The sequence below is a fragment of the Brevibacillus laterosporus genome (assembly GCF_030489605.1).
Taxonomy (GTDB): Bacteria; Bacillota; Bacilli; order Brevibacillales; family Brevibacillaceae; genus Brevibacillus_B; species Brevibacillus_B laterosporus_E.
The window spans coordinates 20,783-41,902 of record NZ_JAUKFY010000021.1 but is presented as its reverse complement, the minus strand read 5'-3'; the positions used below and the strand labels follow the sequence as shown (position 1 = coordinate 41,902).

Genomic DNA, 21,120 nt, shown 5'->3' with positions numbered 1-21,120 from the left:
TTTCAGAAGGGCAGCTAAAAATTCCAAAAGAAAGGAGCATAACACCATGTCAAAAATCAAAGAGTTTCCAAAGATCCATAAATCGGAGCCCTCATCCTATGAGAATGAATTGCTTCGCTTTCAGATAGAACAGGAACTTGCGTTAGGTTTAGAGCAGGCAAAGAGAACTCAGTGGTTTGATCCGGTTCCCCGTCAGTTTTTAATGAAAGATAAAAAAACGACAACCATTCTCTTTGGTGGACTCACCATGGCGCACGATTTCCTGGTAGAGGGGGTATTAAAAGGATTAGGCTATTCCGTGAAGCACATGGATTGTCCTGATACCGAGTCTCTACGCTTTGGCAAAGAGTTCGGAAACCGTGGTCAATGTAACCCGACGTACTTTACCGTGGGCAATCTAATCAAATATCTACATCATTTGCGGGATGTAGAAGGTAAATCCAAAGAAGAAATCGTCGCCAACTACCTTTTTATAACCAGCGGTTCCTGTGGTCCATGCCGCTTTGGCACATACGTCACAGAATATCGTAAAGCTCTGCGGGATGCCGGGTTTGACGGATTTCGAGTCCTGTTGTTTCAGCAACAAAGTGGTTTGAAACAAGCAACAGGCGGTGAATCGGCTCTCAAATTAGATACCTCGTTCTTTGTCGGTTTTCTTAAAGCGGTTCTGCTAGGAGATATTTTAAATGCCATCGCTTATCGGATTCGTCCCTACGAAGTAGAATCAGGTTCCACTGATGCCGCTCTTTGTCGTTGCAAGCAGTATTTGTATGATGCTTTGCAACAACGCAAGTGGGTGATTCCAGCGTTGATCAGATGTCGCAGGGAACTGGAAGCGATTAAGGTAGACCGGACACGAGTCAAGCCGAAAGTGAGCATCATCGGTGAGTTTTGGGCAATGACAACCGAGGGAGACGGTAACTATCAACTGCAGCGCTTTCTTGAACAGGAAGGCGCTGAAGTGGAAGTCCAATCGATTACTGCGTGGATTCTTTTCCTGATTTGGGAAGGACGCTATGACACTATGAAGCGGATGAAGCTTCGTGGAGAGGATTCAGGACGCTACGGTTTACAAGGAAAAAAACCTAATTCACGTCTGCGCATGTTATTTGTAGCTGATCGTGCAATTCGAATCATGTTCCAGACCTATGCCAAGACAATTGGTCTTCATGCTTATCATCTACCCGACATGGATGAGATTGCTGAAGTTTCCCATGGACACTATAATAACCATGTGCGCGGTGGAGAAGGTCATATGGAAGTAGGCAAACTTATCCTGAACGTGGTCAAAAGGAAAGTAAACATGACCCTTTCTGTCAAACCATTCGGCTGCATGCCATCTTCTGGTGTATCCGATGGTGTTCAATCTTTGATCACTGAAAAATATCCCGATGCGATCTTCCTTCCGATTGAAACAACAGGAGATGGAGCGATAAATGTTTACAGCCGTATACAGATGATGTTGTTTAAAGCAAAGCAGGCTGCGCAAAAGGAGTTTGACGAAGCTTTAACAAAAAAAGACGTTACGATTGAGCAGCTTCAGAGTATGTCAAAACTTACTCATCCATTACGAACAAGCCGTCATGTCGTTGCATGTACAGCGGCGAACGTAGTATATGGAATACGTGGGTTTTCTAACTGGCATTCACTCCGACGAAACAAGGAAGAAATAAATGGGGCATAGTACGATCACATCTTGAAAGACGCTCGCCAGAAGCCCGCATGCCCCTGGGAATCAGTACCTGTTGAAACGTTGGGATGTGTCTTTCACACAAAATAGTCCTCACTTTGTCTAAGGTGAACAGGGCTATTTTGTGTTGTCATTTTTCTTTTTAATTTTGATAGGCGAAATAGCCCGGATGATATAACTATTGATCTTTATCTCTCGTTAGATTGAAAGTTTGAAAAGACATAGCTTACATCAAATAAAAAAACAAATAATCGGCATAATATTTTTATGTCGATTATTTGTTTTAAAAGCCATTTATCCTCATATGTAATCATAAAAGGTCAGAGATACAAACTATGCTAACTTGCCCCAACTATCCTTAAAAAGGAGATACAAAGAAATGCCTACAATTAGAATAGCCAGTTTTAACATTGAATGGATGAATGATTGGTTCACAAAGGATTCAGACCCTGTTGCCTTTAGACCTACTTTCAGACGGGAAGATCATACCTCTAACACTGATGAAACGGCAAGGCGTGCAGCAGATACTATTCGTGAGATCGATCCAGATATTTTGGCTATACAGGAAGGACCTAGTCGCCCTGCAGAGTTGGAGCTCTTCATACAACAATACCTCTCTAATAATGGAGTGCCGATCTACAAGTTTATTCTCAGCGATTCAGGAAATGAACAAAGACCAGCAATACTTTATAAACCCAATGCTGTCAATTCTTTGAGATTGGCACCTTCCGCCGACATTGCAAGTTTAACTGACGGATGGTTGGCAGATGTTAATGGTAATGAATTTCTAGAAACATACAAGTTTACTCGCTTACCGCTCGTTATCAACATTCAAATAGAAGACGATTCCTTACAACTTATCGTGCTCCATACTAAATCAAGTTTTGTCAACAAAGGCAGAGAATTGTGGGAGAATTGTGCGACTCGGCAAAACTATGTTCACGAGGCTCTTAGAAACCGTAGACGGAACTCTACTGAGGCTATGCGAGTGAGGCAGTACATTGACACTATCTTAAAAGACAATATGAAGGCAAAGATTATCATTCTTGGCGACTTGAATGATGGGCCAGGTATGGATTACTTTGAGAATTATCTAGCTCATAATACGATTGATGTTTTAGTAGGATCTGCTTTTGAACCAGAGTTGATTTTTTACCACGCCCAGCATGATGTCAATCCTCAAGATCGCTATACTGCTATATTTGACGATTTTGTTACGGGAGAAAAAAACAAGCATCTCTTCTTAGACCATATACTGCTTTCCCCTAGTCTCACAGCTACTAGTGGGCTTAGAAGAGTACCCGATTCCGGAACTATACACCATGTTGAGTATAATCATCATACCGTAAACAATGGTACTTTTCGCGAAAATCGACCAAGTGATCACAGACCAGTAAGTGTTCTTCTTGAATATTAAGTTAAAATGGACGATTAAAGGATCGATTTACAGTAACATCGCTCAAAGAATCCACAAGTTTATCACAGAGGGAGACTAAATCGTATAAAAACTATATGATTGGGAACCATTATATGTAAAAATCTTTCTAATGAGGGATTGGAATGATTTGGTTTATTGTCAATAGGGCTTCAGGTAATGGAAAGGGACATAAGGTCTGGAAATATATAGAGCATTTACTTATGAAAAAGAACATTGAATATCAGGTGGCGTTTACGGAAAGGCCAAGACATGCCATCGAAATCGCAAAGGAAATCAGGAAGCAAAATTGCGTAAACCTAGTGATAGCAATAGGTGGAGACGGCACTGTTCATGAGGTGGCAAACGGATTAGTAGGATCAGAGATACCTCTGGGGTCTATACCTGCTGGATCGGGTAATGATTTTGCCAGAGGATTACAGGTTCCAAAACAAAGTAATAAAGCGCTTGAAAAAGCATTATACGGGAAAAAACGAAAAATTGACATCGTTTCTATAAACGATGAGGTTTTTATAAATGCCGCAGGAATGGGATTCGACGGTCAGGTCGCAAAAGTGACCAATCAGGCAAAATACAAAAAATGGCTAAACCATTTAGGATTGGGGAAATTTTGTTACGTCGTCAGTTTTTTTAAGGTTTTGTTCCTTTATCGGGCGACGGAAGTAAGCATCGTAATTGACGATAGAGAACAAACCTTTTCAGACGTATGGTTGATCGCAGTTGCTAATAGCCCATTCTATGGTGGGGGAATGATGATTTGCCCTAATGCTAAATGTGACGACGGTGTCTTTGACGTTTGTATTGTTCACGGTATTTCGCGGTGGAAGCTGGTAAAACTGTTACCCCGAGTATTTCGTGGAACGCATATATTTAATCGGGCCATCACCACTTTGACTGGGAAACATCTTACAATCATGTCAACTTCGCCGATGATTACTCATGGAGATGGTGAGATTGTTGGTGAAACCCCTATACAACTCACCATAAAAAAAGAAGGGCTTTACATTGTGTGACCTTTTGATAAAAATCACAGTGTAACGAGTGAATAAATGATTACTAAGAAGGTTTTGATCCTCTCGGAAACATTTGGTGCTGGTCATACAAAAGTAGCTGAGGCATTGAAGGAAGGAATTTCTCTTCTGGCCCCTTCCGTTCATACGAAAATTATAGAATTAGGCCAGGAGCTTAACCCTCTTACGACGACTCTCATGTTTCGTTTTTACGTGAAGCTAATCACTACATATCCTTATCTGTGGGGAAAAACATATCAAAAAAAACAAGATCAACCTCTTTCGAAAGGATACCAATTCATCATTTATCAACTGTTTCACCGCAAAATTGAAGCTCTTCTTGAACATGAAAAGCCTAACCTGGTCATCTGCACTCATCCCTTTAGCAGTTCATCGGTGTCTAGATTAAAAAGGTTGGGTTGTCCATTGAATCTGTGTACCGTAATCACTGATTTTCACGCACATGGTGTCTATGCTCAGCCGGAGGTAGATCTCTACTTGGTTTCAAGTGACGGTGTGCAGCAAGAATTAATTAATTTGGGTATACAACAAAATCGTATTATGATAACCGGGATACCGACAAAGACGAAGTTTTGGACCAAGAATGGCAAGCAAGAAATACGGCGAAAATTACAATTGAAGAACATTCCGACCGTTATGCTCATGGGCGGGGGATTGGGTTTGGGTGGTATTGGGCGAGTGGCTCATATGCTTACAAAATGGAGAGAAGATTTACAGGTGGTAATATGCACCGGATACAATCAAACTTTAAAACAATCATTATCGAAAAATAGAAATTTCCATCATCCACATATTCGTATTTTGGAATTTGTTGATATCATTGATGAATGGATGGATGCCTCTGATTTAATTATTACGAAGCCAGGCGGGGTAAGTTGCTATGAAGCATTGTTAAAGGGTATTCCTATGCTCTTGTACAAGCCGATTCCCGGACACGAGGAGAAAAATTGTGACTTTTTGGTTCAAAATCGATTCGCGATAAAGGTGGATAGCTTAATAGAAGTGGAAGAATGGATTCAAAAATTGCTTTTTTCTCCGCGAGAAGTCGAGTTGTTACAGAGACGAATCGTTACTTTTAAACAAAAAATAGATCCTTTGGAGAGTTACAGATCTATTATGAAACTCCTCGTCCCGTAACCTCTTTTAGCAGAGGGACCCTCCGAATAACCCACAATCCAAATGTCTTCCGCAGCATACATTGTTTGAATGCATGCGAAATTGCTTAATCTGAATAACGTGAAAGCTTCCTTCGGAGGGTGTCCTAATGAAAAGAGATTCTTGTATAAGCAGCCATTATATTGGAGCGCAGGGAGTTTATATCTATTATCGCATCTGGATTCCGGCAGAACCCCGGGCATTAATGGTTTTACTCCATGGTTCCGGAGAACATTCAGGTTATTATTCCCATATAGGAGAGGAGTCCTTGCGTCATCAAATCGGGCTTATTACTCCCGATCTACGAGGGTTTGGCAAATCTGAAGGACATCGCGGCCATATCAATCATTTTGAAGAATACCTAGATGATTTGGAAGCATTGATTATCCTGCTGCAAGATCGATACCCGGGCCTGCCTATTTTCTTATTAGGTCATAGCTTGGGTGGGCTGATCGTGATTCGCTACGGTCAGGAATACTATGGAAGGGCAAAAGGCGTGATTTTATCATCTCCCGTATTGGGAATGGGTTTTTCCATACCTTATCCGCTAAAAAAAATGGCTCAATTACTATCAAGGATAACACCCCGTCTACCGATTGAACCTTTCAAGTGGAGTTGGTCAAGGTCGATTTTACTGGGGAGTTCCTCTGAAAGCTTACTTGATCCTTTGTTTACCATTCAATATACCCCGCGATGGTTTGCCGAAATGCTACAAAGCGGAGTCCGTGCCTTGTCAGAAGTTGCAAAGTATAACCTCCCCACTTTGATTCTCTACGGTCAACAAGACACTTTGATTGATCAAAGATTACTAGAGAATTTTTTTCATTCGATTCCTAACGATGATAAAGGGTATGTAATGTTTTCAGATGGGGGACATAGACCATTGCATGAGCATCGCCATGAGGAAGCAGTAACTAATATCTTTGAGTGGATATCTGTTAGGTCATAGGGACCTGACGAATGATGCGCCCATCGATACGCTCAAAAATATCTTCAAGGCTTGTTCCGGTAATCGTCAAACCATGGTTCTTCAAACCAATAATGGCTCTCGAAGGATCATCTGCCTGGCTGACCAGATCTGATACGGCCTTCGCCAATTCCCAAGTACCGCATGGGTAATTTATTTCCGTGGAGTGAACCCCGTCCATCCAGGCGTGGATATGAATAATTGCTTCTACCTCAGGATGCCGAGTGTAAATCATCCAATGCTCGATGGCATCAACAGACACCCGGCGAGGTTTGATGTGCGGAGGGATATTGAGAAGCATGGCATTTCGTTCCTCATTGTATCCCATGACGAGCAGGATGTCCCGTCCGATCACTTGCATATCTCCCTTGTTTACCCCGCTGGCACTCATCCAAAATTGTTGTCCCTCTTTTCGTACACTCAAATTCCCATAACTTAAACCGCCTATTCCAAAAAGTCGTTTGACATGACGAAAATCTTGGGGGTTGAGCAGTTCTTCCATTGGAAAAGGAGCTGGCAGAAGGTCAAGCGCATCCAAATTGCTTCCTGCTTCGATAAGTTGTGCGCTTTTTTCATCACCATTCCATAGTTCTTCAGGCAAGTCACAGTGAAATTCGTTATTAATCACCAATCGAGAGGAAGCGATAGGGATCAGCCTTTCCTTTACTCTGGAAAAAAACAGTTCATCGTTTGTATCTGTGTAAGGAACGGAGTAACATCCTCGTTCAAGGGTGATAAAATAGGCTTCGAGTGTTTCCTGCGATCGGATAATGTAAATTAAAAGATTAGACAAAGTACGGATTAAAATAGGGTAAGCTTCCTTTATAATATCGTCAGGGACTTTATTTGTTTCTATCACTGCGGCGCAAAAAGTAGCTTGTGCTTTCCGGCGGTAAGGTTTCATATTATCCTGATCAACAAAATTAAAAATAATCCGTATATTATCGGCTGATTCTTCGCAATATTGATATCTTTCGGCAACGAGCTCCCTATTTATCCCGTCGGCAAACCATTTTACATTAGGGCTGTTTAACTGTCCAACAAAAGAAAATTTCATTTCAATCCCTCACTCTCAGCATTCTCATGAGAAACGACAATTTTTATATCGTTCAGGAAAGCTTAAGGTTCGAAAATAACTTTTATCGCACCCGTTCTTCCCTTACCCGCAGCGGTCTCAATGGCTTCACGGTACTGATCTAACGGGAAGCGGTGGGTTACTAAAGAAGCCAAGTCAACTTTACCGGAGCGCATCAAGTTTAGCCCAAGGGCATAGGTACGAAGTCGCTCTCCCTGGTATTCCTCCGTGCCGCAGGCAAAACTTCCTTTTATATCAAGTTCATTTAACCAAATTGGGGTCCAATCTACTTTATGGGGAATACTAGCCACTCCCAACAAGTTTACTTTCCCCTTACTTTTGGCAAATCGCAGTGAATCGTTAATACTTTGATCCTTTCCAACACACTCGTAGACGATGTCCGCTCCTCCTTGAATAACCGGACTCCCAAAGATCGGCTTCAATACTCTTGCTCCCAAAAGATCCGCCAATTGCTGATTATAATCAGATTGGGATGATAGCAATACCACTTCATCGGCTCCATAACGGCGTGCCATTTGCGCTTGAAACGGATGTTTTACTAAAACGATCACACGAGCTTTACTTCCAAGTGAGCGGATAGCTGCGATAACACAAATACCAATCACTCCTGCTCCGATAACCAGAACTGTTTCATTATCCCGAGGCTGGTCTCGCATGACGCCGTGCAAGGCAGTGGCGAACGGATCAGTCATCACCGCATTAAGATCACATACATCCTGGGGTACCTTAAGGATCTGACTCTGGTGAGCAACCAAACGGGGACTCCAGCCACCTCCCGTATCCCGGCAGGCCCCGATAAGTAGCCCAGGCGAAACATCGCCTATGGTCATTCGCTCACACAGGCTAAAGTCACCCCTGTGACAAGCTGGGCATGGCTCATGAAATCCCCTTGCCTCACATGACAGGATAGGATCAATCACAACTCGTTCGCCTACGGACAGATTTTTTACTTCTCGTCCCAATTCCTCTATTACACCAACTATTTCATGGCCGATCGTAAAGGGAAATGAAGCAAAAGGAGAAGTAGCAGGGCTGTCGTGAAGAAAAATGAGATTTAGATCACTTCCACATATACCGCAAAACTTGACCCTAATCTTTACCCATTCTTGATTAGGTAAGGATGGCTCCTTTACATCATCATAACTAATGCATGACATTGGACCGTAAAATACGGAGGGGAAAAAACGTCCCAACGTTTTACTTGATAAATAACGAGGAATGGTTGCTTGAAATCGTATTGCTTTCACAACCTGTTATTCCTCCCTTCAGATGATTGTCCTGACAGTATTGATGTGTATTATCAAAAACTCACTGTTATGATTTAAATATGAGAACTGTGTACAACTAACTTAGCCCAGCCCCAAATCGTTTCGCCCCTAGGTAATGTAATATAAAGCAAAAGTTTAGCATCATTTAGTAGTCTTAAAGCTGTGTCGGACGTATGGGTATCATTCACACGGTTAAACGCCGGATAGGCTGTTCGTCCGTACATCGCAGAGATAGTGGCGTCAAATACGGATTTGTTGCTTGGATATGCGACTGATCCTGGTTATCCAGATAAGCTTATTGGATAACTGAGAAGTATGTTCTAGCTAAGCTAAATATGATAAGGAGGAAACAACAGTAAGCCAGAAATAGCAAAAGATATTATTCGCTATTTACACAAGGTTAATGGGTTTTTTACAGTCAAATGGGAATGAAGGATAAGGCTGTGAGGATTGGGGGAGGAATTTGGTTCCTAAAAAATGGATTATCTCTTGTTGGAAAGTAGTAAAACAGGTCAGTGACCCCTAAACTTTACATAATTATCATTAAGTTAATAGAGCTAGTGATGTTACTAGCTTCTTTTTAATTCTATCTTGATACACGATCAGCCGCAGCCTTTTGTTGCTCTTCTCATGTGCGGGTATGTGCTTGAATTGTAGTATTGCACTATGCCCAAGTTGAGTTTGAAGTGAGGGAAGAGTATAGTCAGGCTTGTATGCATACATCATCAAAGATTAAAAAAGGGTCTTTTACTTGAAGAAACTACTCTACTATCAGAATGGTTTTGGCTTTAAATACTGATGTCTATGCTTTGATTCAACTGCACTATGTGTTTAGATAAAGTACAGTGAACCGGTTAAAGTACACTAGCAACATTAAAAATGTTAAGCAAAATGAATTTACTGCTATTGAACACGTTCGTATAGAGCGGAATATTGAGGTGAAATATTATGTCTAAAATTGACAATATGATGGCGATTCTATGGATGTTGAATTCAGAGAGGAAAATTACTGCAAAACAAATATCTGAAAAGTTAGAGGTTAATATAAGGACTGTTTACCGTTATATTGATGCACTTTCTGCCAGTGGTGTGCCGATTATATCTGACACGGGTCATAATGGGGGGTATACCCTGTTGAAGAATTTTATTGAAAGTCCTCTTCTTTTTGATGTTGATGAGCAAACCGCATTACTTCATGCTGCTGTTTTTGCAAAAGAAGCTGGATATTTTTTAGGGGAGGCATTAAACAGAGCAACATCAAAGCTAAAAATGTATTCAAATCAAGAGCAGGAAAGAATGATCAAGCAACATTTAGAAGGGCTTGAAGTAATAAGTCCAATTGGAAAATCATCTATGGAGCCAACATTGAAGAAATTGGAGCAAGGTATAGTAAACGAATCATCTGTAGAAATTGAATACCTTACAAGCCGTGAAGAGCAAGCTAAGCGCAGGATTGTTGATCCATATGGAATTGTTTATTGGAATAATAACTGGTATGTCATTGCATTTTGTCATCTAAGGAATGAAATCCGCAGTTTTAGAGTGGGGCGAATTGTCAGTATCATTCAAACAGAAGGTACCTTCAATCGTCCAAAGTTTTTTTCGGCAGGTGAATTTTTTATGAAAAACCTACTTCCAGAAACAGAAGATAAGCAAGGACTTATGCCTCTAGTTGTTGGTGGTAAGACAAGTGCGTTGGATAACTTATGCCAGCATTGGTTTTTAGGACATCATTTTAAAGAACGGACTTCAAAGAAAGCGATATTTTTACTAGAAGAAGAAGCAATTCATACGTATGTACCGTATTTACTTTTACCTTATGGCAAATCTATTCAAGTAATTGAACCAATAAGTTTGAAGCAAAAACTTATTGAAGTTCTATATGAGTTAATTAATTATTACAACTTTGAAAACTTTACTGACGGAAGATGTCAGTAAAGTTTTTTTATAATAGGGTATATCGATTAATCAATTACAAAAGGAGTATGTGTAATGCATGCAAAAAAAGTGTATCTTTATGTATTTGACACTATGTCAGACTGGGAGGTAGGTTATTTAATTGCGGAACTAAATTCGGGAAGGTATTTTAAAAAAGAATTAGCGCCTTTAGAGGTGGTTGCAGTAGGCGTTGATAAAAATCCTGTTACTACAATGGGAGGATTGAAAATACTGCCTAGTATTTCTATTGATGAGTGTATTTTGGAAAGTACTGATGTTTTAGTTCTTCCGGGCGGAAATACTTGGATAGAAGCCGTTCACGAAGCCATATTGAAAAAGGTTTCTAAATCTTTAAAAGAAGGCACTGTTGTTGCGGCGATTTGTGGTGCCACAGTGGGACTTGCAAAGATGGGATTGCTAGACTCAAGAAGGCACACAAGCAACAATCTAGAATATATGAAAATGATTTGTCCTAATTATATTGGAGAAAAATATTATGAAATGGAACCAGCAGTAACTGATGGGAATTTAGTTACTGCATCAGGAATAGCTCCGTTGGAATTTGCGATGCATGTATTGAAGGTGCTAGATGTATTTGCACCAGAAACATTACATTCATGGTTCAATCTTTATCAGACTCATGAACCAAAATACTTCTTCGAGTTAATGAATTCTATCAAATAGCTGATAAGTAAACCAAAATACAATTGATAGTACTTGAGCAGTACTGGGAAAAAAGTTATATTATTCATTAGTCAAAAGAGGGTGTGCTTTTTTACAGTTAGGCCGTACACCGCACGTTGTACAAGGTAAACAGAGTCTGATGTGAAACTTGAATATCTTATTATAAACTTAAACCACACTTAGAAGGCTTATTCCGCTTGTTACAACTGGAGTGAGCCTTTTTGCATGTAGAAAACTATCTTAGGAAGACGAAGAACAATCATAAAACGTGTACAGGATGTAGAAAAAAGGTGTTCAGGTTAATCGTAAGTTGAGCTTAGATTTTACCGGTATAGGTAATGAGCAATGGAGAATAAATTCAATGACTCCTTCCCGTGATGCAGGACTTGATCCTACGTCTATACAGAAAAATCTTGAGAAATCACCTCTCGCAAAGTTAAAATAAATAGTCATACATCGCATTTTTGATCCTTTAATTGACTTTTCCATTCCAGAATTTGGCGCGAAAAAACGGTTGAAAAAGGCAGTTAATAACAGCAGTGTATAATCTACTATAATGGTTAATTCCGTAATTATTTATAGTAATAGATCTCATTTGGGCAAATATTTACTATATCCCTGGTACCAGAGTTAGGAATTATGGAGAGAAAGAGTGTGCTTAGAAGTTATGACTTATATTATAATGTGCTAAAATCGATTCAACATAGGGACCTTGTTAAACTTTACCCCAAGCTGGACTAGTAAGGAATGATGATCTCCATGAATAAAACAAAAGTACTCATTATTGAAGATGAACAACCAATTGCCGATTTACTTTCATATGGGCTTACGTTGGAAGGCTTTCGTACACGTACTTCGGCAAGTGGAGCTACAGGAATGATGGAAATGGAACAATTCAATCCCGATCTTCTCTTGCTCGACTGGATGCTACCGGATCAAAGTGGGCTGGATATTTGTAAAAGAGTTACAGAAAACTACAATATTCCTATTTTAATGATAACTGCGAAGTCTGATATTACCGATAAAGTGCTCGGACTTGAATTCGGAGCAGATGATTATATCACGAAGCCTTTTGACCTTCGTGAAGTTGTCGCTAGAATCCGCACGATTCTACGTCGGGTGAATCAAGCCAATATTGGGGAACGGGATACGGTTGAAGACGATGTGATCCGGTTTAAAAATATTGAGATTGTGGCGGAGGAAAGACTGGTTAAAAAAGAGGGCATACTAGTCGACCTCACTCCCAAGGAATTTGACTTACTCATGACATTATTTGGCCGGCGGGGAAGAATTTTCACTCGGTCAGAATTGCTTGACTTGGTATGGGGATACGATTTTGGCGGCGATACCCGGACGGTTGATACCCATATTCAAAGGCTCCGCAAAAAACTGGATATAGGCGATTTGATCATAACCGTGTTCGGGATCGGGTACAAATTCGGGAAGCAGGTCGAATAGCGATGATAGGGACGATCCGAGCCAAATTTATCATCGGTTTTTTTCTGATCTTTCTTTTCTCTTTCCTTATTCTCAATCAGATGGTAAAAGAGATTATTTGGACGAGCAATCAAAAGATTGTAACTTCGGAATTGGTTGGTCTGAAAAACAACAGCAATGTGTATGTGCGTCAAGCATTTCTTATCAATCATTTTTCAAATAACAAACTCTATTTCAGCCAAATGGCCCAGGATTTGGTAAGTGACTTAAATCATGCCACCGGAAGCAACGTCGGCGTCTATACGTTGGAAGGCGTTTTGTTGCATTCCTCGGACAAGTCGGTATTCTCAGGACAGCAAGAGGAGGACCTTAAACAGGCGATTGGAGGCAAAACAGCCTATCATATCACGTACGACCAGAACAACGGGGAGGTCTTTTTCTCTTATCCGGTTGTCATTGACGGAAGCAAGGCAGGAATCCTGCGATTTGCTAAAGACTTTAGCCTGCTTTATGAACAAAGTGGACGGATATTGGACATCATCTTTTACAGCTCGCTTGTGCTCTTCGCAGTGGCGTTCCTGTTCTCCTATATCCTCTCCAGGCACCTCTCGATCCCACTCGTCAAACTAACCCATGCTTCCACAGAGGTGAAGAACGGCAATCTCGATGTGCGTATTCATTTTAATCGCAAGGATGAGATTGGTCGACTGGCTGTCAATTTTAACGATATGATCGAACGGATCAGCACCCAAATTTCAACCATCGAAAGAGACCGTGACTTACTTAAAGAAGTCAACCAACAGGAAAAACGATTTTTTGACAATATCACGCACGAGCTCAAAACACCGTTGACTTCCATTCTGGGGTACGCCGAAATTATTCGGGAAAAAGGGGAAACTGACCGGGAGTTTTTTGAAAAAGGGATCAATCACATCATCGAAGAGAGCCGACGTCTGCACAGAATGGTGTTAAAACTGCTTGAGATCTCCCGCAGAACCTCAAAGAATTATGAATTCGATAGAGTGGACACAGGAATAATTCTGCATGACGTTTGTGATTCGATGTCGTTTCGGGCGAAGCGTTATAAGAAGAAGATCGCCTGGAGGACTGAAGAAAATCTGTTTGTGTACGGTCAGGCTGACAAATTGCGCCAGCTTTTCATTAATCTTCTGGATAATGCCATCAAATACAGCTCAACTTACGCAAAAATATCAGTCAAGGGCGAGCTTTCTGCTGGGAATGTACGTGTTGAATTTAAAAATCCCGGTAACCCGATCGCACCTGAGCAACTAACACAGCTGTTTCAACCCTTTTTTTCGGCAAATGTGAAAAATGCGGAAGAAGGAAGTGTCGGTTTAGGACTGAGTATTGCCAAATCCATCGTCGACGATCACGGAGGGACGATCAGTATCGTCAGCGAGAATAATTATACTAGCGTGTTTGTGGAAATTCCTTGCGTGAAGGCGGAGATATTATCATGATGAATAGTCGATTCTTGTTAACGTCTGGGGCGCTGTTGTTGTCCTTCGCCATTTTTCTGTCCGGATGCACGCTAGAGCCTAGATCTGAGACGATTGTTATACCAAGTAAGGAAGAGACTCATACCGAAGAACTGAATAGCCGCCCGTTCCAGGTGAAGGCGATATACCGTTTCTTCAATACATTCGGGGAGACGGATCAGATTCTGGGGTGGTCCGCCACAGAATCTGTGATTGGTTTGTTCAGGAAAGCGAGCACAACTGAGGGTGCGATGTGGAAATTAGGTCGTCTTTCCTTTCCCTATGAAAAGTTCGAGCTGCTGAAAAAAATCGATACCAATACAGCTTTTTTGGAACTGTCCCCAGACGGCAAGAAAATCTCTAAAATGGCCATGTCGGCATCTGGTGAATCGCTAAAGTTGATCTCGTTACCTGACGGAAAGGAAACGGAAGTAGTGATCTACCATTCTGGACAAAGTTTGTATCTGCAAGATGTTAGGTGGTCTAACAACAGTCGATACGTATGCTTTCTTATCATAGATGCATCCATGAAGGGAAAAGCCAGTGTAGGTGTATACGATAACGATTCAGGATCCTACAAAACGTATCAACTAAAGGATATTGATCGGGGATGGACGCTCACAGGGGCTAACATTTCTGATGATGGACACAGCGTGCTGCTTACCCTGTTTGAGATTAAATCAGGTCGTTCCAACAGGATAGTCATGGGAATGATTAATGGAAGTGATATTACTGTACAGTATGACCATCAGACGGGTCACGAACAAAACGCTTGGCTAAATAATGATCAGTTCGTGTACCTTGGAACAGATGGAACGCTGTATGAATACGACCGCAGAACCAGCGAGCTTACCGTCCTGTTGGATAAAGTAAGCAACTTCGAGTTCTCCCGAGACCGGAAGTATGTCGCATACTCGTTGTACGATAAAGACACCATCTTTGTCGGAAAGCTCCAAGGTAAAAATGTTCTCTACGAAGAACCTGTGTATCATGGCGTCATACCGTCGAAAATCTTCTGGAGTCCAGATAATAAAAGCCTTCTCATTCATGGCAGGAAGTACTATTCTTCTGTGCAGGGCGGAGTGGTAGAATCGAATACCTCGGATGAACTGCCTTTTGTGCTCACATTTTAATAGTATATCTTGGAAAAATAGCTCAATCTTAAAATCCTCAAATCTGTAATGAACAATACCCTACCAGAGGTCATATCGGGAACCGGACAGCTTGCCAACCTTATTTCGTTATTCAACCGAAATAAGGTTGTTTTTTTGCAGCAAAGCACTATCAAAACAATAAAAGCTTGAGTCTATCTCTTTTGTTCGCAATTTTTGCAAGTAAGCCAAACTTTCGTGATATAAGAGAAATATATTCGGAAGAGTCGGGGGCCAGCACGAGTTTAGCGTTAATTAATTATGCTTCTCTGGCAAGCTCTTCAAGAGCTTCAGACATAAGCAACGCTGGAGCTCTTGAGAAAAAAGCTGTAGCTCGTCTAAGATTTCCATAAAAAACGCCATCCTCTCTTAGGAATCTACGGAAAAGAATAGCGTATTTTTCGTTTTGGGGGTACTAAATTATTTTAAGTTGATGCCGATGGGGTGGTGCTCCTATATGAAAATAAGAAGATCGCCCTATCCGGCCCACTTGGCTAGGTGGTTGGCGATCTTCTTGACGTTCTGGCAAATGGCGGTCATGCCTGTTGGTTAAAGTATCGAAGTCTCACCTGTTATTTCAAGGGTTTCGGATTTTGTATGAATGTCACTGAATTGGGGATTAATAATCGGTATAAATTATTAATTCGGGAGATTTCCTTATGACACGTATTACTCAGCGGTTTTTGAATTCATTCCTTAAAAAACGGGCCAAGAGGGAAATTCTGCTGCAAGAAGATAGGCAACTTCTGAATCAGCAGTTCGCTTTAGATTTACAACAAAATGAGCAAATGATGAACGAGCTGTTTCGAAACTGTTCGGATGTTGTATATCGTTCAGTTCAACTTCATGGGCAAATGCAAGCGCTATTGATCTATGTTGATGGGATGGTTGATAAGGCAAGCTTGGAAGAAACCATTCTTAATCCGCTAATCAACACAGGATTGCCGCATGAGTTAAGTAAACTGGAATCCTTGGGAGAATTCATAGGTAATCAAGCTGTCGCTACCCGGCAAATCAAGCTGACAGATCGTGTATCGGAAACAGTACAGGACATTTTAAGTGGCTACGTCGCCGTGTTTGCAGTGGGGGGGAACCAGGTTTTGCTCGCCGACCTTACTGATTTTGAAAAGCGTCAGGTTACTGAACCGCAAACCGAATCCGTAGTACGCGGTCCACGTGAAGGATTTACTGAATCCTTACGAACGAATACGAGTTTGCTGCGTCGAAGGTTAAAAAGCCCAAGGCTGAAAACCGAATCGGTCACCATCGGTGCATTGTCTCAGACGGATGTGGCCTTGGTATACATTGAAGGCATTGTAGAAGATTCCATCTTGGACGAGGTCCGAAAGAGAGTTAGCCGTATTGAGATTGATGCAGTACTGGATTCCGGATTCATTGAAGAATTCATAGAAGATGCTCCCTTCTCTCCATTTCCAACAGTGCAGAACACGGAAAGGCCTGACGTTGTACTATCTAGTTTGTTGGAAGGCAAAATCGGTATTATTGTTAACGGTTCTCCGTTCGTGCTTATCGTTCCCATGACCTTTTGGTCGGCCCTTCAGGCGGCAGAAGACTACTACGAGCATTTTATCTATTCCACAGCCATTCGATGGCTGCGGTTCACGTTGCTTTTCATTTCGATACTCCTTCCTTCCCTTTATGTTGCAGCTACGACGTTCCATCCAGAGTTAGTTCCAGCAGATTTATTGCTAAGTATCTCCTCCGCTCGTGAAGGCGTTCCTTTCCCGGCCGTTGTAGAGGCGCTCTTGATGGAATTTATGTTCGAGGCTTTAAGGGAAGCCGGGATTCGTTTGCCAAAACCGATCGGCTCAGCGGTTAGCATGGTTGGAGCATTGGTGATTGGGGAAGCTGCGGTCAATGCCGGGATCGTTGCTGCTCCTATGGTCATTGTTGTCGCATTTACTGGCATCGCATCATTTTCTATTCCACGATATAATTTTGGACTTGCTTTTCGACTCGTTCGGTTTCCTCTTCTGATCTTGGCGGGGACGCTAGGTTTATATGGAATTGGTCTTGGATTGATTGTACTGCTTATTCATTTAGTGAATCTGCGTTCTTTTGGAGTGCCTTATCTCGCACCGGTTTCCCCTGAGATTCCCGGAAATTCAAAGGATATTTTTATACGAGCGCCGCGATGGGCTATGCGTGAGCGCCCGTTTTTTGTAGGAAGGGATAAAGAGCGCATACCGGAAGGCCAAAAGCCTGATCCGCAACGTGGGAAACGTACATAAATAGATATTTACACACCAACATGAATAGCATTGGATAGGAGCAATTCTTATGAAAATCTCCGGACTACAGCTCTTTTGGCTGATAGTGAGTACTGAAACTGCATCAGGTATACTTTTTACGTTGACTCCAGCTATCGCTGAGGTCAAGCAAGATGCTTGGATTTCCGTTTTACTGTCGGGAGTCATCGGGCTTGGCGTAGTATACCTTGCTGCTAAGATAAGCCTATTATACCCGGATCAAACCTTTATCCAATATAGCCAAACGATACTGGGAAAATGGTTAGGAAAAGTCATTATCCTCCCTTACTTTGTGATGTGGTATTCGGTAGATGGAGTAATCTTGCGCAATTCCTCGGATTTTTTACACCTTGCATTATTTGAGAAAACACCGTTATCGGTGCTATTGATCTCACAATTGATCTTAGCGGTTTATGTCATTTATACAAGCGGTATTGAGGGAATCGCCCGTTGCAGTGAAATTGTGGGTCCTATTATTGTCCTAATGGTTTTGGGTACCTGCGTTCTCGGCTTGAATCATTTGGATTGGCAGCAATTAACTCCAGTTTACGCCGATTCCGGGTTGAGGCCGATTTTGAAAGGGGCACTCCCAACCGCTGCTTTTTATAGTGAAATGGTCATATTGATGATGGTGTTTTGCTTTCTATCCGATTCCCGCAAAGCGCTCCCACGGGCAATGTGGGGAATGGCTGTCCCGTCTTTATTGGTTTTTGTGGCGGTAGCGATGTCTATTATGACGTTTGGGCCGATACTTTCTTCGCGGATGTGGTTTCCTTTCTATAATATGTCACGTTTTATTTCCATTTTGGGTTTCATTCAAAATGTTGATATCCTGGTTGTGGTCGTCTGGATGTTCTCTGTTTTTACCAAGCTTTCTTTATTCCTGTTTGCCACTACTTACGGAACTGCACAATGGTTGAACATGAAAGATTGGCGAAAGTTAATTTGGGTCGTTGTTCCGATCGTATTCGGTTTTTCGCTATTGCCAAAAAACATCGCGCAGGTCATAATCGATTACCCACAAAAATTTTGGCTGCCCTATGTCATGCCTATCAACGTATTCGGAATTCCTCTTTTATTATGGATTGTCGGGACGATCCGTATAAAGAGATCCAATAAGAAGGTGAGGCAACAATGAAACAAAACAGGGTGGTTTTTATCATTTTCATTTTGCTCATGCTGTTGACGACAGGTTGCTGGGATCGCAAAGAACTGAATGATCGAGCCATTATTATCGCGTGGGGAATTGATTTGAACAAAGATGGAACGTATCGGGGAACGGCACAGTTTGCGCTCCCATCGAAAATGGGCAGCGGTAAATCGGCAAGTCAAAGCAACAAGGCTTTTGTTACTGTCTCGGGAACCGGAAAAAATCTGTACGAAGCCTCTAGGGATATGCAACTTAAAGTTTCCCGCACATGGTTTTCCGGGCATCGCAGGGTAATTCTCATTGGAGACAAGTTAGCGCGACATGGTCTTTCAAAAATTTTGGATGAATTAAGCCGGGATCCCATTGTCCGGCTACGAACAGACATGTTCGTTTTGAAAGGCGGATCGGTGCAGGATTTCCTTGAATTATCCAATCCGTTGGAACGGTTTTCGGCGAATGCTCTTGTCAAAATGCATGAGGCTACTGGATTAGATCCAGATCTCACCTTGCGAAACTTTTTGATGGCCGCTTCGAGCGAGGAGAGTTGCCCCATTTTGCCTGTCGTCGAAAAAAAGGACAGCCCTTCTGAGGAAGGTTCGGAACAGACAGCTCCTGAGATGAAGCTAAGGGGCTTCGCTATTTTTGATAAGGAAAACCGTCTCGTTACCTATTTGCCGATGAAAGAGAGTTTCATCCGGCAATGGATCGTAGGGCAATTAAATTCCAATGTCTTCACAGTAAATATTCCCGGGGAGAAGGGAAACATTTTAGTTGAGGTAGACCATTTGAAGAGAAAGATCAAAACATCCCAGCGTGGCAATAAAGTTAGTATTACCGTTACTCTTGGCGGAAAAGGTACGATTCGGGAAAATAACACGCGACTAGACTTAAGAGAGTCAAAAAACATGATATTGGTACAGCACGAGCTAAATAGACAAACCGGTAAATTTGTTCAAAAGGTAATCCAAGAAGCACAAGCCCTCGGTACAGATATTTTTAGATTCGGGGAAGCCTTTCACCGACAACATCCTTATGCATGGAAAAGGATGAAAAAGGAATGGGGTAACAAATTTTCCGAGGCGGAAGTTTTCGCTGCATTAAATCTACAAGTTTGGGAAGAAGGGAAATTGGGTCCGTCGGGAATTCTGAAGGAAAATGAAATTAAAAGATGAAAGCTTGTAAATCTGCCAATAATCCCACAAAAAGGGCCTTATAGGCCTTTTTTTGTACTAAAATATACCGCTTATTTACGAATAGGAGAGGGTAAATATGGATAAGCAGTCATACGCAAGATATCTGCTCCATCTCATGGATAAAGAAATAGCTAGGGCATAAACGTCAGGATTGACGAACAACTGACCCGCCCGCTTCGGCGGATGCAGCCGTTAAGCACGAGGGATGGGTACTCACAAGTACGAGTTGATGAGCATTTTAGTTACGTGTAAGATTCTTTTAAACTATTTATGCGAGGAGGGAGACAAAAATGAAGATAATTGAAAGCTTTATTAATCAAGACATTAATACATTGTCTTCTAAAAAAATTGATCTTTGTCTCTCACTCTTTAAATATATTGATTGGGATTGTCATGTCCGTTTTTCGACTATTGAACGTTTGGCATCTGAAATTGAGACCACTGTAAAATATGTAAAAGAAATGATGAATGAACTTAAACGGGATGGTGTTTTGTCTTACCATCCTAATAATCCAGATCTAATCCGATTCGAGCTGGCAAGCGATAACCTTGAATGGGAACGCGGGGACCGTTATTGTAAACCGTTTTTCTTTTTCGATAGCCCTGAATTTAAAAGACTAAAAGTTAACGCTAAACGCATCATTTTAAAAGTTGCTCTCCAATTATCTATTCAAAGTTCTTCTCAGAATGCGACTGTTGTAATGGAAAAAGAAGCGTTTTTCTCACGCAAACAATACCATTTGCGTAAATTATCTCTTGATAATGAACGCTTTTCGTTATCAATTCGTGAGATAAATGCTAACCTATTTGGAATTGTAGAAGTACAAGTACATAAATCTGTTGAGACAAAAAAAGAATTTGTAGTTTTTAACTTTGTTCCAGAAATCCTTACCCAATTTTATACGATCGAACGTGAAAGAAGCCTTCTTAAAGACATTTTTACATGCTACGGTGTAGTAAAAAATCTTTCTCCAGAAACCTACCAAGGAATACTAGCGACCGCTAAAGGTTTTATTCACAGTTTAGTAAAGGAGTCCGAATTTCTACTGTTAATAAATATTCTATTCATGCGACTTCTTATTCGAAAGCAGAAGAAGAAATACTTAAACAAAAGCGTACTGTTCGTTATCTGATCCTCTCCATTTATGACGAAGCA

16 protein-coding genes are annotated in these 21,120 nt (G+C 41.4%); 14 read left to right on the top strand and 2 right to left on the bottom strand.

Annotation, left to right across the window (positions count from 1 at the left end; translation table 11 throughout):
• Window positions 1–46: 46 nt before the first annotated feature.
• From QZ995_RS18750 to QZ995_RS18730, 5 genes are all read left to right on the top strand, one after another.
• Entirely contained in the window at window positions 47–1,684 is a 1,638-nt protein-coding gene (locus tag QZ995_RS18750) for a 2-hydroxyglutaryl-CoA dehydratase (RefSeq protein ID WP_301809891.1), read from the top strand.
• A 385-nt stretch (window positions 1,685–2,069) separates the two neighbouring features.
• Window positions 2,070–3,107, top strand: a complete 1,038-nt coding sequence (locus QZ995_RS18745; RefSeq protein ID WP_301809889.1) for an endonuclease/exonuclease/phosphatase family protein — start codon at window positions 2,070–2,072, stop codon at window positions 3,105–3,107.
• A 143-nt stretch (window positions 3,108–3,250) separates the two neighbouring features.
• The gene (locus QZ995_RS18740) at window positions 3,251–4,138 is read left to right on the top strand and encodes a diacylglycerol/lipid kinase family protein (RefSeq protein ID WP_301809888.1); all 888 of its coding nucleotides are present in this window, start codon (window positions 3,251–3,253) and stop codon (window positions 4,136–4,138) included.
• A 36-nt stretch (window positions 4,139–4,174) separates the two neighbouring features.
• On the top strand, window positions 4,175–5,293 hold the full coding sequence (locus QZ995_RS18735) for an MGDG synthase family glycosyltransferase (RefSeq protein WP_301809887.1): 1,119 nt from the start codon (window positions 4,175–4,177) through the stop codon (window positions 5,291–5,293).
• Window positions 5,294–5,420: 127 nt separating this feature from the next.
• Complete coding sequence (locus tag QZ995_RS18730; protein ID WP_301809885.1) at window positions 5,421–6,260, top strand: alpha/beta hydrolase; 840 nt, start codon at window positions 5,421–5,423, stop codon at window positions 6,258–6,260.
• On the opposite strand, the gene QZ995_RS18725 is transcribed toward QZ995_RS18730, so the two are convergent.
• Window positions 6,250–7,335, bottom strand: coding sequence for a class II aldolase/adducin family protein (locus QZ995_RS18725; protein ID WP_301809884.1), 1,086 nt, complete (start codon window positions 7,333–7,335; stop codon window positions 6,250–6,252). The two genes, QZ995_RS18730 and QZ995_RS18725, sit on opposite strands and share 11 nt — an antisense overlap.
• A 62-nt stretch (window positions 7,336–7,397) precedes the next feature.
• Window positions 7,398–8,621, bottom strand: a complete 1,224-nt coding sequence (locus tag QZ995_RS18720) for a zinc-dependent alcohol dehydrogenase (protein WP_301809883.1) — start codon at window positions 8,619–8,621, stop codon at window positions 7,398–7,400.
• 969 nt (window positions 8,622–9,590) lie between these two features.
• Between QZ995_RS18720 and QZ995_RS18715 the strand changes: the two genes are divergently transcribed.
• From QZ995_RS18715 to QZ995_RS18675, 9 genes are all read left to right on the top strand, one after another.
• Window positions 9,591–10,580 carry a helix-turn-helix transcriptional regulator gene (locus QZ995_RS18715; protein WP_301809882.1) on the top strand — a complete coding sequence of 330 codons (990 nt, stop codon included), beginning with the start codon at window positions 9,591–9,593 and terminating at the stop codon, window positions 10,578–10,580.
• Between the two features lie 54 nt (window positions 10,581–10,634).
• On the top strand, window positions 10,635–11,264 hold the full coding sequence (locus tag QZ995_RS18710) for a type 1 glutamine amidotransferase family protein (protein ID WP_301809881.1): 630 nt from the start codon (window positions 10,635–10,637) through the stop codon (window positions 11,262–11,264).
• 759 nt (window positions 11,265–12,023) lie between these two features.
• Entirely contained in the window at window positions 12,024–12,722 is a 699-nt protein-coding gene (locus QZ995_RS18705) for a response regulator transcription factor (RefSeq protein WP_301809880.1), read from the top strand.
• A gap of 2 nt (window positions 12,723–12,724) precedes the next feature.
• The gene (locus tag QZ995_RS18700; protein ID WP_301809879.1) at window positions 12,725–14,182 is read left to right on the top strand and encodes a sensor histidine kinase; all 1,458 of its coding nucleotides are present in this window, start codon (window positions 12,725–12,727) and stop codon (window positions 14,180–14,182) included.
• Window positions 14,179–15,333: a WD40 repeat domain-containing protein gene (locus QZ995_RS18695; protein WP_301809878.1), complete on the top strand. Its 1,155-nt coding sequence runs from the start codon at window positions 14,179–14,181 to the stop codon at window positions 15,331–15,333. The genes QZ995_RS18700 and QZ995_RS18695 overlap by 4 nt, the downstream gene beginning before the upstream one ends.
• 677 nt (window positions 15,334–16,010) lie before the next feature.
• A complete protein-coding gene (locus tag QZ995_RS18690; RefSeq protein ID WP_301809877.1) occupies window positions 16,011–17,603 on the top strand; it encodes a spore germination protein in 1,593 nt (530 codons plus the stop codon).
• 49 nt (window positions 17,604–17,652) lie between these two features.
• Window positions 17,653–18,759, top strand: coding sequence for a GerAB/ArcD/ProY family transporter (locus QZ995_RS18685; RefSeq protein ID WP_301809876.1), 1,107 nt, complete (start codon window positions 17,653–17,655; stop codon window positions 18,757–18,759).
• Complete coding sequence (locus QZ995_RS18680) at window positions 18,756–19,943, top strand: Ger(x)C family spore germination protein (protein ID WP_301809875.1); 1,188 nt, start codon at window positions 18,756–18,758, stop codon at window positions 19,941–19,943. Before QZ995_RS18685 ends, QZ995_RS18680 begins: the two co-directional genes overlap by 4 nt.
• 311 nt (window positions 19,944–20,254) lie before the next feature.
• A complete protein-coding gene (locus QZ995_RS18675) occupies window positions 20,255–21,097 on the top strand; it encodes a hypothetical protein (RefSeq protein WP_301809874.1) in 843 nt (280 codons plus the stop codon).
• Window positions 21,098–21,120 lie beyond the last annotated feature (23 nt).

What these genes read in the sequence shown, in the direction of transcription:
- QZ995_RS18750 (WP_301809891.1), top strand. Translation starts at nt 47, where the DNA reads ATGTCAAAAATCAAAGAGTTTCCAAAGATCCATAAATCGGAGCCCTCA.
- QZ995_RS18745 (WP_301809889.1), top strand. Translation starts at nt 2,070, where the DNA reads ATGCCTACAATTAGAATAGCCAGTTTTAACATTGAATGGATGAATGAT.
- QZ995_RS18740 (WP_301809888.1), top strand. Translation starts at nt 3,251, where the DNA reads ATGATTTGGTTTATTGTCAATAGGGCTTCAGGTAATGGAAAGGGACAT.
- QZ995_RS18735 (WP_301809887.1), top strand. Translation starts at nt 4,175, where the DNA reads ATGATTACTAAGAAGGTTTTGATCCTCTCGGAAACATTTGGTGCTGGT.
- QZ995_RS18730 (WP_301809885.1), top strand. Translation starts at nt 5,421, where the DNA reads ATGAAAAGAGATTCTTGTATAAGCAGCCATTATATTGGAGCGCAGGGA.
- QZ995_RS18725 (WP_301809884.1), bottom strand. Translation starts at nt 7,335, where the DNA reads ATGAAATTTTCTTTTGTTGGACAGTTAAACAGCCCTAATGTAAAATGG.
- QZ995_RS18715 (WP_301809882.1), top strand. Translation starts at nt 9,591, where the DNA reads ATGTCTAAAATTGACAATATGATGGCGATTCTATGGATGTTGAATTCA.
- QZ995_RS18710 (WP_301809881.1), top strand. Translation starts at nt 10,635, where the DNA reads ATGCATGCAAAAAAAGTGTATCTTTATGTATTTGACACTATGTCAGAC.
- QZ995_RS18705 (WP_301809880.1), top strand. Translation starts at nt 12,024, where the DNA reads ATGAATAAAACAAAAGTACTCATTATTGAAGATGAACAACCAATTGCC.
- QZ995_RS18700 (WP_301809879.1), top strand. Translation starts at nt 12,725, where the DNA reads ATGATAGGGACGATCCGAGCCAAATTTATCATCGGTTTTTTTCTGATC.
- QZ995_RS18695 (WP_301809878.1), top strand. Translation starts at nt 14,179, where the DNA reads ATGATGAATAGTCGATTCTTGTTAACGTCTGGGGCGCTGTTGTTGTCC.
- QZ995_RS18690 (WP_301809877.1), top strand. Translation starts at nt 16,011, where the DNA reads ATGACACGTATTACTCAGCGGTTTTTGAATTCATTCCTTAAAAAACGG.
- QZ995_RS18685 (WP_301809876.1), top strand. Translation starts at nt 17,653, where the DNA reads ATGAAAATCTCCGGACTACAGCTCTTTTGGCTGATAGTGAGTACTGAA.
- QZ995_RS18680 (WP_301809875.1), top strand. Translation starts at nt 18,756, where the DNA reads ATGAAACAAAACAGGGTGGTTTTTATCATTTTCATTTTGCTCATGCTG.
- QZ995_RS18675 (WP_301809874.1), top strand. Translation starts at nt 20,255, where the DNA reads ATGAAGATAATTGAAAGCTTTATTAATCAAGACATTAATACATTGTCT.